This window comes from Lysobacter soli, assembly GCF_009755585.1.
Taxonomy (GTDB): Bacteria; Pseudomonadota; Gammaproteobacteria; order Xanthomonadales; family Xanthomonadaceae; genus Lysobacter_J; species Lysobacter_J soli.
Window position 1 is genome coordinate 3,173,299 of sequence record NZ_CP046603.1, and the last position, 11,677, is coordinate 3,184,975.

The 11,677-nt window shown below is 67.3% G+C and carries 12 protein-coding genes; 8 read left to right on the top strand and 4 right to left on the bottom strand.

Annotated features, from left to right (window positions below):
• Positions 1-2 precede the first annotated feature (2 nt).
• From GOY17_RS14485 to GOY17_RS14510, 6 genes are read left to right on the top strand one after another with little or no spacing between them, the layout of a single operon-like run.
• A complete protein-coding gene (locus GOY17_RS14485; protein ID WP_157030930.1) occupies positions 3-689 on the top strand; it encodes a Fe2+-dependent dioxygenase in 687 nt (228 codons plus the stop codon).
• A gap of 10 nt (positions 690-699) precedes the next feature.
• A complete protein-coding gene (locus GOY17_RS14490; protein ID WP_157030931.1) occupies positions 700-1,344 on the top strand; it encodes a PepSY-associated TM helix domain-containing protein in 645 nt (214 codons plus the stop codon).
• A 19-nt stretch (positions 1,345-1,363) separates the two neighbouring features.
• Positions 1,364-1,873, top strand: a complete 510-nt coding sequence (locus tag GOY17_RS14495; RefSeq protein ID WP_115842519.1) for a DUF2271 domain-containing protein — start codon at positions 1,364-1,366, stop codon at positions 1,871-1,873.
• A 46-nt stretch (positions 1,874-1,919) separates the two neighbouring features.
• Positions 1,920-2,729, top strand: coding sequence for a DUF4198 domain-containing protein (locus tag GOY17_RS14500; protein ID WP_115842520.1), 810 nt, complete (start codon positions 1,920-1,922; stop codon positions 2,727-2,729).
• Between the two features lie 25 nt (positions 2,730-2,754).
• Positions 2,755-3,741, top strand: coding sequence for an FAD:protein FMN transferase (locus tag GOY17_RS14505; protein WP_157030932.1), 987 nt, complete (start codon positions 2,755-2,757; stop codon positions 3,739-3,741).
• The gene (locus GOY17_RS14510; RefSeq protein ID WP_157030933.1) at positions 3,738-5,381 is read left to right on the top strand and encodes a sulfite reductase subunit alpha; all 1,644 of its coding nucleotides are present in this window, start codon (positions 3,738-3,740) and stop codon (positions 5,379-5,381) included. Before GOY17_RS14505 ends, GOY17_RS14510 begins: the two co-directional genes overlap by 4 nt.
• 10 nt (positions 5,382-5,391) lie before the next feature.
• Here the strand turns inward: GOY17_RS14510 and GOY17_RS14515 are convergent, their stop codons facing one another.
• Entirely contained in the window at positions 5,392-5,982 is a 591-nt protein-coding gene (locus tag GOY17_RS14515) for a HutD/Ves family protein (protein WP_232338438.1), read from the bottom strand.
• A 200-nt stretch (positions 5,983-6,182) separates the two neighbouring features.
• Positions 6,183-6,569 (bottom strand): ComEA family DNA-binding protein, encoded by a 387-nt coding sequence (locus tag GOY17_RS14520; protein WP_115842606.1) that lies wholly within the window; start codon positions 6,567-6,569, stop codon positions 6,183-6,185.
• Between the two features lie 283 nt (positions 6,570-6,852).
• Between GOY17_RS14520 and GOY17_RS14525 the strand changes: the two genes are divergently transcribed.
• Together GOY17_RS14525 and GOY17_RS14530 are read left to right on the top strand one after the other, a co-directional pair.
• Positions 6,853-8,346 (top strand): M20 family metallopeptidase, encoded by a 1,494-nt coding sequence (locus GOY17_RS14525; protein WP_115842524.1) that lies wholly within the window; start codon positions 6,853-6,855, stop codon positions 8,344-8,346.
• 147 nt (positions 8,347-8,493) lie between these two features.
• Positions 8,494-8,739 (top strand): GlsB/YeaQ/YmgE family stress response membrane protein, encoded by a 246-nt coding sequence (locus GOY17_RS14530; protein WP_157030935.1) that lies wholly within the window; start codon positions 8,494-8,496, stop codon positions 8,737-8,739.
• Between the two features lie 76 nt (positions 8,740-8,815).
• Here the strand turns inward: GOY17_RS14530 and cysN are convergent, their stop codons facing one another.
• Entirely contained in the window at positions 8,816-10,699 is a 1,884-nt protein-coding gene (gene cysN, locus GOY17_RS14535; protein WP_157030936.1) for a sulfate adenylyltransferase subunit CysN, read from the bottom strand.
• Entirely contained in the window at positions 10,699-11,610 is a 912-nt protein-coding gene (gene cysD, locus GOY17_RS14540) for a sulfate adenylyltransferase subunit CysD (protein WP_157030937.1), read from the bottom strand. The genes cysN and cysD overlap by 1 nt, the downstream gene beginning before the upstream one ends.
• Between the last annotated feature and the right edge of the window lie 67 nt (positions 11,611-11,677).

An 11,677-nucleotide genomic window follows, 5' to 3' on the forward strand; every position in this document is an offset into this window, starting at 1 on the left:
ACATGCTGCTACAGGTCCCGCAAGTCCTCAGCGCCGAACAGGTCGCCCACTGCCGCGACCGCCTGCGGGATGCCGGCTGGGCCGATGGCCGCATCACCGCCGGCCACCAGTCGGCGATGGCGAAGGACAACGCGCAGCTGCCGGAGCACGATCCGGTGGCGCGCGAGCTGGGCGGGCTGATCCTGGATGCGCTCGCCCGCAACACGACGTTCTTCTCCGCCGCGCTGCCGCAGCGCATCTATCCGCCGCTGTTCAACCGCTACAGCGGCGGGCAGTCGTTCGGCTTCCACGTCGACAACGCGATCCGCTACGACCGCAGCCGCGGCGGCGTGGATCCGGTGCGCACCGACCTGTCGGCGACGCTGTTCCTCAGCGCGCCGGAGGAATACGACGGCGGCGAGCTGATCATCGAAGACACCTACGGCGTGCAGCGCGTGAAGCTGCAGGCCGGCGACCTGGTGCTGTATCCCGGCACGAGCCTGCACAAGGTCACGCCGGTGACGCGCGGCGAACGCATCGCCTCGTTCTTCTGGATCCAGAGCCTGTTGCGCGAGGACGCGCAGCGCCGGCTCATGTTCGAGCTGGACGTGTCGATCCGCCACCTGACGCAGGACGTGCCGGAGCACCCGGCGCTCGTGCAGCTCACCGGCATCTATCACAACCTGCTGCGTCGCTGGGCCGAGCCGTGAGCCGCACGCCGTGAGACCTTCCTCCGCCACGCCCGACATCGCCGCGCAGCAGCAGCGCCGCGGATTCTGGCTGCGCACGCTGCATTCGTGGCACTGGATCAGCTCGGCGATCTGCCTGGTCGCGATGCTGCTGTTCTCGATCACCGGCATCACGCTGAATCACTCGGCCGCGATCGAAGCCAAACCCGAAACGCTGACGCGCAAGGTCGAAATGCCAGCTTCCGTGCTGCGTGCGCTCGGCACGCGCGAGGACGGCACCGCGCCGCTGCCCGGAACCGTCGGCGACTGGCTCAACGACGTGTTGCCCGTGTCGATCGGCACGCAGCCGGCGGAGTGGTCGGCCGACGAGGTCTACCTTTCGTTGCCGCGTCCCGGCGGCGACGCGTGGTTGAGCATCGATCGCGCGAGCGGTGCGGTCGAGTACGAACGCACTACGCGCGGCGTCGTCGCCTACCTCAACGACCTGCACAAGGGCCGCAATGCCGGCGCGGCGTGGCGCTGGTTCATCGACATCTTCGCACTCGCGTGCCTGGTGTTCTGCATCACCGGTTTGTTCCTGCTGCAGATGCACGCGCGACAGCGGCGCATGACGTGGCCGTACGTCGCGCTCGGGCTCGCGCTTCCGCTGCTGATCGCCCTGCTCTTCATCCACTGACCTGACCATGAGGAAACCCATGCGCGTCCAACTGACCATCGCGCTGAGCGGACTGCTCGCACTGCCGGCGTACTCGGCGGAAATCAACGTGAACGTGCAGATCCCGCAGCTCAACGTCGCCGAATACCACCGCCCGTACGTGGCGATCTGGGTCGAAGGCGCGGACCAGAAGGCGCTGGCGAACCTCGCGGTCTGGTACCAGCAGAAGTCGACCTCCGAAGGCCACGGCACCAAGTGGCTGCCGGACCTGCGGCAGTGGTGGCGCCGCAGTGGCCGCACGCTGACGGTGCCGGTCGATGGCGTGACCGGCCCGACGCGGCCGGTCGGCACGCATGCGCTCACCTTCGGCGCGCAGCATCCCGAACTCGGCAAGCTCCCGCCCGGCGACTACACGCTGGTGGTGGAAGCCGCGCGCGAAGTCGGCGGTCGCGAACTGGTCAAGGTCCCCTTCAAGTGGGGCGGCGCGGGCAGCGGCAAGGCGCAGGGCACGAGCGAGCTTGGCCTGGTGAGCGTCACCAGCAAGCCCTGATGTCCGTCGCCACAACAGAACACATCAACGAACGCAGGAGCATGTCGTGAAGAAGACCCTCAAGTTCGCCGCGCTCGCGCTGGCCCTCGCCCTTCCCCTCGGCGCGCAGGCGCACAAGGCCTGGCTGCAGCCGTCGCAGACCGTGCTCGCCGGCAACAATCCGTGGGTGACGGTGGATGCCGCGGTGTCCAACGACCTGTTCTATTTCAACCACGTGCCGTTGAAGACCGACAACCTGACCATCACCGCGCCCGATGGGAGTACCGTCGCTGCGCAGAACACCGCCACGGGCAAGTACCGCACGGTGTTCGACGTCGAACTGAAGCAGGCCGGCACCTACCGCATCGGCGTGGTGAACAACTACGTCACCGGCAGCTGGGAAGAAGACGGCAAGCCCAAGCGCTGGCGCGGCACCGAAGCGACCTTCGCCACCGAAGTGCCGAAGAATGCGAAGAAGCTGCAGGTCGGGCAGTCGGTGAGCCGCGTGGAAACCTTCGTCACCAATGGTTCGCCGAACGAGACGGCGTTGAAGCCCAGCGGCGTCGGCCTGGAACTGGTGCCGGTGACGCATCCCAACGACCTGTTCGCGGGCGAGGAAGCGAAGTTCCGCTTCCAGATCGACGGCAAGCCGGCGGCGAACCTCGACATCGAGATCGTCCGCGGCGGTACGCGCTATCGCAACGCGCAGGACGAGCTGAAGGTGAAGACCAACGCGCAGGGCGAGTTCGCCGTGACGTGGCCGGAAGCGGGCATGTACTGGATCGAAGCCAACGCGCAGGACGACAAGACCACGGTGAAGCAGGCCAAGCAGCGCCGTCTGGGCTACGTCGCCACGCTGGAAGTGCTGCCGCAGTAATCGCGGCGCCGTCTCCACCGTGAACATGCACGCGCCCGCAGCGTCCGTCACACGCGCCGTCGATGTCCTCGGCGGCGCGACGATGGGCACGACCTGGTCGGTGAAGCTCGTCTCGCCACGCAACGCCGACCTGCATGCGCTGCATTCGGGCGTCCAGTCGCGGCTGGACGACGTGGTGTCGCAGATGAGCAACTGGAAAGCGGCGTCGGACCTCAGCCGTTACAACGCGGCCGATGCCGGTTCTTGGCACGCATTGCGCGAGGAGTTTTTCGCCGTGCTCTCGTGCGCCCTCGACATCGCCCACGCGAGCGGCGGCGCCTTCGATCCTACGGTCGGCCCGCTGGTCGATGGCTGGGGCTTCGGGCCGTCGGGCGCGACGACGGAACGCTTCTCGCCCGAGGCTGCCCGCGCGCAGGTGCAATGGCGCCGCGTGGTGCTCGACCGCAACGAACGCCGCGTGCTGCAGCCCGGCGGAACGCGACTGGACCTGTGCGCGATCGCGAAGGGCTTCGGCGTGGACGCCGTCGCTGCGCACCTGCGTTCGTGCGGCGTCGACGCGGCGCTGGTGGAAGTGGGCGGCGAGCTGTTCGGTTTCGGACGCAAACCCGACGGCACACCGTGGCGCGTGATCGTGGAAGGCTGGGATGGCGATGAATACGACGCGCGCGAACCGCGCGTGCTGGCGCTCGACGGCCTTGCGGTCGCGACGTCGGGCGATCGCTGGCATCGGCGCGAGCATCACGGCCTCCGCATCAGCCACACGCTCGATCCGCGCAGCGGACATCCGGTGACCAACGCGCCGGTGGCGGTGACCGTTGCTGCCGGCGATGCCATGCGCGCCGATGCCTGGGCGACTGCGCTCACCGTGCTGGGGACGCATGAAGGAATGGACGTCGCTAATGCGCACGGGCTGGCGGCGCGTTTTGTCGAAGTGCGTCGCGATGCAGATGGGCTGCCCGATATCGTCGAGGAGCGGATGACGCCGGCATTCGAGGCGCTGTTGCAAGCATGAGCGCGACGCGTTCGAAAGCGGGAAGTTCGATCCGCGCGTGGCTCGGCAACGGCGTCGCGTTGGCAGCGCTGTTCGCGGCGATCGTCGCGTTCGGCTATTGGCAGACGGAGTCATGGTGGGTCGCCTCGCCCCGCGCCGGCAGCTGGGTACTCGCGATGGTGGTCGCACTGGCCTTCGTCGGGTTGTGCGTGTCGACGTGGCTCGATGCGCACGCGGATCGCGCCGCGTCTGACGTTCCCGATGCCGCTGGCGACGACGCGATGCTGCTCGCATGGGCCAGCCAGACCGGCTTCGGCCAGCAACTCGCCGAGCACACCGCGCAGGCGCTGCGCGACGCGGGAACGCCGGTGCGCGTGATGCCGCTACATCGTGTCGATGCGGACGTGCTGCGCTCGCATCGCCGGGCGTTGTTCATCGCCAGCACCACCGGCGAAGGCGATCCGCCCGACCACGCGCTTGGCTTCACCCGTCACGTGCTCGGCCAGCCGATGACGCTCGTGGGGCTTGAGTACGCCGTGCTCGCGCTGGGCGATCGCGCCTACGACCGCTTCTGCGGCTTCGGTCGTCGCCTCGATCAATGGCTGCATCACAGCGGCGCGCAGCCGATGTTCGACCGCATCGACGTGGACGCCGGCGACGCCGGCGCGCTGCGGCATTGGCAGCATCGACTCGGTCAGCTTGCCGGTCACACCGCATTGGCCGACTGGAGCGCGCCGCGCTACCGCCCGTGGCGCTTGCAGGAACGGCGATGGCTCAATCCCGGCAGTGTCGGGGGACCGGCGTATCACGTCGCGCTGTTGCCGATGGACGCGGGCGACCTCGATTGGCAAGCCGGCGACATCGCCGAGATCGGCCCGCGACATGCTCCGCCCGAGGTGGCGTCCTGGCTGCTCACCGCAAACCAGGACGGCGACGCGACCGTCGAACACAACGGCGAAACGCTGGAATTGGCGACCCTGCTCCAGCGCTCGCGCCTTCCGGAGCCCGCAGCCATCCAAGGTCATTCCGCGCAAGCCGTGGCCAACCTGCTGGAAGCGCTGCCGCATCGCGAGTACTCCATCGCCTCCGTGCCGCAGGATGGCGCGCTGCACCTGCTCGTCCGCCAGATGCGTCATCTCGACGGGCGGCTGGGCTGCGGCAGCGGCTGGCTGACTGCGCATGCCGATGTCGGCGCGACCATCGACGTCCGCATCCGCCGCAACATCGCTTTCCATGCTCCGGAGGACGACCGGCCGATGATCCTCGTCGGCAACGGCACCGGCCTCGCTGGCTTGCGCGCGCATCTGAAGGCGCGTGCACTCGCCGGCCAACATCGCAACTGGCTGCTGTTCGGCGAACGCCAGCGGGAGCACGACTTCCACCATCGCGACGAGATCGAAGCCTGGTTCCGCCAAGGCCATCTGCAGCATCTCGACCTCGCGTTTTCCCGCGATGGCGCACAGCGCGTGTACGTGCAGGACGTGTTGCGCGAACACAGCGGACGCCTGCGCGAATGGATTGCCGACGGCGCCGCCGTTTACGTGTGCGGCAGCCTCGAAGGCATGGCGCCCGCCGTGGATGTCGTGTTGCGCGACACCGTCGGCCTCGATGCGCTGGAAGCGATGGCCGCGGACGGGCGGTATTGCCGCGACGTCTACTGACGCGTCGTCGTCAGCGCGCGCCTTCGACCGGCTCGATCCGGATCACGAGCAGTTCGCCACCGCCATCGATCACGTGGCGAAGCCGTTCGCTGCCTGCCTCGAAGAACGCCGTGTCGCCCGCCGACATCGGCGGAAGACCCGAGTCGTCCGCGAATTGCGCCTGCCCGGCGATCAGGTGCGCGACCCACGTCGTGCCCGGATCGGCGAACAGCACCATCGGTCCCACCAGCGGTCGATGCCACAGCGCGGCACGCACCCGGTCGCGGTGCCACATCAGGTTGAAGTCGTGAGTCGGGCCATCGAGCAGTTCGCCGGTCACCTTGCGTTCGCCGGCGAATCGCAGCCGGTCGTGCGGCGGATGGAGTTCGTGAGATTCACCGTCGTCGAAGCGCAAACGCACGCCGTTGCCGCTGAGCAGCACAAGCTCGCGATCGACGCCGGGAAAGGCCGAGAACTCCGAATCGCGCTCGATCTCCGCGATGGAAAGCCGCCAATCCCACGGTGCGTCCGGCGCGGCATCGTCGAGGCGTCCGGCGTGGATCTCGCGCGTCCAGCCCATCTGGTTGCGCCAGCGCTCGCGCCGGTATTCGTTGGCGGGCATCACCCGCGAACGGCTTTGTTGCTCGGGAGCCATCCGTCACGTCCGGTAGTCGTTCGCCCCAGTCTAGCGGGCGGCTCTCGGATGGACTCCGATCAGGTCGCGCTAACTGAGCGATCAACGTGTCGCGATCGCAGTGCCGGCCCGGCGCGACCGGCGTGCCGGATCGCGTCGATGGCGCCGGGCCGGCATGCGCCCCTCCCCTAGTGCCTGGTGGCAGCCGGCTTCGATGCGTTGGCCGCCGACGCTGCCGGTGCGGGCTTGGCTGCGGCTGCCGTAGCGGGCGCGCCGCCGCCGATCGCGATGCGGTCCTTGTTCTTCTCCACCGTCTTCAGGCCGATGCCCGGAACCTGCGCGAGCTGATCGGCGCTGCGGAACGGGCCGTTGGTCTTCCGGTAGGCGACGATCGCTTCCGCCTTGGCGGGGCCGATGTTCACCAGCACGCGATCCAGCGTGGCCGCGTCGGCGGTGTTGATGTTGACGGTCTCGGCGGCCATGGCCGTACCGGTGAGGACCAGCGACAGCAGCAGGGCCCGGACGAACATCGCGAAGGATCGGACAGCCGGGGACCTGGTTTCGAACGATTGCATGAGCATCTCCTTGGGCCCGGACGGGCCCACGACGTGGATGGTTGGATGGCCGCCGAAGCGCTGCATGGGCGGCCAACACAGTCTCCGGAGCGGGGACAGCCGGCCCTATCGGGCGATCCGCCGAAAACGGCAAGGAAACCGCCGCAACTATGCGTAGGCGCCATTTCGCTGTACGTCGGAACAATCCGCCGGCGTATCGGGAGCCTCCGGCGCTGCCTCGGGAGCCGGCCCGCCGTCACGGAGGCGTAAACTTGTCGTCCCCCGCTACGAGGCCGCATCCGCCATGGACATCAGCAAGGTCGACCGCTACGTCGGCGACAAATGGGACGACGAGATCGTTCCCCAGCTCGTCGAGTACATCAAGATTCCCAACAAGTCACCGATGTTCGACGCCGACTGGGTCAAGCACGGCTACATGGACGATGCGGTCAAGCTGATGGAAACCTGGGCGAAGGCCCAGCCGATTCCCGGCATGAAGGTCGAAGTGGTGCGCCTCGAAGGCCGCACGCCGCTGATCTTCATCGACATCCCGGCGTCCAACGGCGGCAGCAACGACGATTGCGTGCTGCTGTACGGCCATCTGGACAAGCAGCCGGAAATGACCGGCTGGGATCCGGAATTCGGCCCGTGGAATCCGGTCATCAAGGGCGACCGCCTGTATGGCCGCGGCGGCGCCGATGACGGTTACGCGATCTTCGGCTCGCTCACCGCCGTGCTCGCGCTGCAGGAGCAGCAACTGCCGCATGCGCGCTGCGTGATCCTTATCGAAGCGTGTGAGGAGTCCGGCAGCTACGACCTGCCCGCGTACGTCGACCACCTCGCCGACCGCATCGGCAAGCCCTCGCTGGTGGTGTGCCTGGATTCGGGCTGCGGCAACTACGAGCAGCTGTGGTGCACGACCTCGCTGCGCGGCCTCGCCGGCGGCAATTTCACGGTGAAGGTGCTGGAAGAAGGCGTGCACTCGGGCGATGCGTCCGGCATCGTGCCGTCGAGCTTCCGACTGCTTCGCCAGTTGCTCTCGCGACTGGAAGACGAGAACACCGGCAAGATCCGCGTCGACGGCCTGTTCGTGGATGTTCCGGAAGAACGCCTCGCGCAGGCGCGCGAAGCGGCGAAGGTGCTCGACACGGCGATCTTCGACAAGTTCCCGTTCCTGCCCGGCATGACGCCGATGGCGTCGGATCTGGCCGAGCTCGTGCTCAACCGCACGTGGCGTCCCGCGCTGTCGGTGACCGGCGTGGACGGCATGCCGCCGCTGGCGTCGGCCGGCAACGTGCTGCGTCCGTACACCTCGGTGAAGCTGTCGCTGCGCCTGCCGCCCACGCTCGACGGCAAGAAGGCCGGCGAACTGCTGCGCGAAGTGCTGACGAAGGATCCGCCGAACGGCGCGAAGGTGACGCTGGATCTGGAGAAGTCCTCCTCCGGCTGGAACGCACCCGCGCAGTCGCCGTGGCTGACCAAAGCCATCGATTCGGCGAGCCGCGAGTTCTTCGGCAAGCCGGCGATGTACATGGGCGAAGGCGGCTCGATCCCGTTCATGGGCATGCTCGGCGAGAAGTTCCCCGGTGCGCAGTTCATGATCACCGGCGTGCTCGGCCCGCACAGCAACGCGCACGGTCCGAACGAGTTCCTGCACATCCCGATGGGCAAGCGCGTGACGGCGTGCGTGTCGCGGGTGATCGCCGAACACCACCAGGCGAGCCTGCGCGGCGAGACGACCGGCGCGTCGGTCGCGCCCGACAGCGGCGATCGCCACGGCGGCCACGGCTGCTGCTGAACGAGCTATGCGGCGGCCCCAGAAAACCCTCGCTCCGGCGAGGGTTTTTTGTTTCCGGGCACACCGTAGCGACCGTTCGTCGGCCCGATCGCCGCCCCGTTGCGGCACTGCTACGCTGCGCCGGCATCACCACCCAAGGAGAACGTCATGGGCAGTCTGCTCTACACGATCATCATCGGTGCGGTCATTGGTGTGCTGGCGCGGTTCTTCAAACCCGGAGCGGATCCGATGGGCTGGATCCTCACCATCGTGCTCGGCATCGTCGGCGCGTACATCGGCAGCCTGATCTACGCCGATGGCGGCTTCATCGGCTTCGTGATATCGATCATCTGCGCCGTCGTGCTGTTGTTCCTTTACGAGATCGTGCGCAAGAAAACCGTGCGAACAGCCTGATCCCGGCTCGTTCCCGCACGAAAGGAAAACCCCGGCTTTCGCCGGGGTTTTCGTTGCGCGGCCGACTACTCCAACGTCACTCCGTCAGGAACTCGATCACCCGCTGTGCGAGCCGTTCCGCATTGTCGGACACCGTGTCGAGCGAGAGCTCCGCGGCTTCCGGCACTTCGTACGGCGAGTCGATGCCGGTGAAGTTGCGCAGCTGGCCGGCGCGCGCCTTCGCGTAGAGGCCCTTCACGTCGCGCTTCTCGGCCACGGCGAGCGGCGTGTCGATGTAGACCTCGACGAACTCGCCTGGTGCGAACAGCTCGCGCGCCATGCGACGTTCGGCGCGGAACGGCGAGATGAAACTCACCAGCACGATCAGGCCCGCGTCGCTCATCAGCTTCGCGACTTCGGCCACGCGGCGGATGTTCTCGACGCGATCCTCGTCGGTGAAGCCGAGGTCCTTGTTGAGGCCGTGGCGCACGTTGTCGCCGTCGAGGATGAAGGTGTGGTAGCCCAACGCATGCAGGCGTTTGTCGACGAGGTTGGCGATGGTCGACTTGCCCGAGCCCGACAGGCCCGTGAACCACAGCACGCGCGGCTTCTGTCCCTTGATGCGCGCACGCGCGGCCTTGTCGACATCGAGGTGTTGCCAGTGGAGGTTGCCCGCGCGGCGCAACGCGAACTGCAGCGTGCCGGCGGCCACCGTCGCGTTGGTCTGGCGATCGATCAGGATGAAGCCGCCGAGCGTGCGGTTGTCCGCGTAAGCCTCGAACGGAACTGGCTGGTCCAGATAGAGGTTGCAGTAGCCGACTTCGTTGAGTTCCAGGTGCTTCGCGGCCAACGGCTCCTGCGTGTTCACGTCGGTCTTGTGCTTGATCTCCGTGATGCTGGCGCTGACGGTGCGGGTGCCGATCTTCAACCAGTACGGACGACCGGGCAGCAGCGGCTGCTCGCCCATCCACAGCACCTGCGCGGCGAACTGGTCGGCGACCTGCGCCGGCCGATGCGCGTCGGCGATGACGTCGCCACGACTGACATCGAGTTCGTCGCGCAGCGTCAGCGTAATCGCCTGGCCTTCGCGCGCGACAGCGAGGTCGCCATCGGCGGTGACGATGCGCGCCACGTGCGAACGACGGCCCGACGGCAACGCGACGATCTCGTCGCCCGGACGGATCTCGCCCGCCGCCACCGCACCCGCGAAGCCGCGGAAATCCTGGTTCGGCCGGTTGACCCACTGCACGGGAAGACGGAAGCCCACGTCCTGCGCCTGGCGAGACACGTCGACCGTTTCCAGGTATTCGAGCACGCTGGGGCCGCCGTACCACGCGGTGCGTTCCGAGCGCCCCATCAGGTTGTCGCCCTGCAACGCCGACAACGGAATGGCCTGCACCTGTTCGATGCCGAGCGTGGCGGCGAGCTCGCGATAACCGGCTTCGATCTCGTCGAACATCGCGCGATCGAAATCGACCAGGTCCATCTTGTTTACCGCGAGCAGCACGTGGCGGATGCCCAGCAGCGACACGATGTAGCTGTGCCGGCGCGTCTGCGGCAGCAGCCCCTTGCGCGCATCGACCAGCACGACGGCGACATCGGCCGTGGACGCGCCGGTCGCCATGTTGCGTGTGTACTGCTCGTGGCCCGGGCAGTCGGCGACGATGAACTTGCGCTTGTCGGTGCTGAAGAAGCGGTACGCGACATCGATGGTGATGCCCTGCTCGCGCTCGGCGGATAGTCCGTCGAGGAGCAGCGCGTAGTCGATCGCCTCGCCCTGCGTGCCGTGACGACGGCTGTCCTTTTCCAGCGCGGACAGCTGGTCGTCGAACAGCGCGCGGCTCTCGTACAGTAGCCGGCCGATCAGCGTGCTCTTGCCGTCGTCGACGCTGCCGCAGGTGATGAAACGCAGCAGGCCCTTGGTTTCGTGCTGGGCGAGGTAGGCGGCGATCGTCGCGCCCGCGTCGTGTGCGCGCGTCATCAGAAATACCCTTCCTGCTTCTTCTTTTCCATCGACGCGGACGGATCGTGGTCGATCACGCGCCCCTGTCGTTCCGACGTCGTCGCCACCAGCATTTCGGCAATGATCTTCTCCAGCGAGTCGGCGTCGGATTCGATCGCGCCCGTCAACGGATAGCAGCCCAGCGTGCGGAAGCGCACCTGCTTGAGTTGCGGCGATTCGCCATCGCGCAGCGGCAGTCGCTCGTCATCGACCATGATCAGCGCGCCGTCGCGTTCGACGACGGGGCGCTGCGCCGCGAAGTACAGCGACGGCACCGGGATCTTCTCGCGATAGATGTACAGCCAGACGTCGAGTTCGGTCCAGTTCGACAGCGGGAACACGCGCACCGATTCGCCCTTGTGGATGCGCGTGTTGTAGAGGTTCCACAACTCGGGGCGCTGGTGCTTGGGATCCCAGCGATGCTGTTCGTTGCGGAACGAGAAGATGCGTTCCTTCGCGCGCGATTTCTCTTCGTCGCGACGCGCGCCGCCGATGGCCGCGTCGTAACCGGCCGCGTCCAGCGCCTGCTTCAGCGCCTGCGTCTTCATCACATCGGTGTGCACGGTGGCGCCATGCGTGATCGGACCGATGCCCTGCGCGATGCCTTCGGCGTTGGTGTGCACGTGCAGCTGCACGCCGGTGTCCCTGGCGCGCTGGTCGCGGAAGGCGATCATCTCGCGGAACTTCCAGCCGGTATCCACATGCAGCAGCGGAATGGGCGGGCGCGCCGGCGCGAACGCCTTCAGCAGCATGTGCAGCAGCACCGAGCTGTCCTTGCCGATGGAATACAGCATCACCGGATGGCGGAACTCGGCCGCGACCTCGCGCAGGATGTGGATGCTTTCCGCTTCGAGGCGGTCGAGGTGGCTCAGGTCCAGGGGCAACGTCATCGGATCTTGATCTTGCGAAATGGGCGGCGGGCGCGGCGGACGCTCGCGGCAAGTTGACCACATTGTA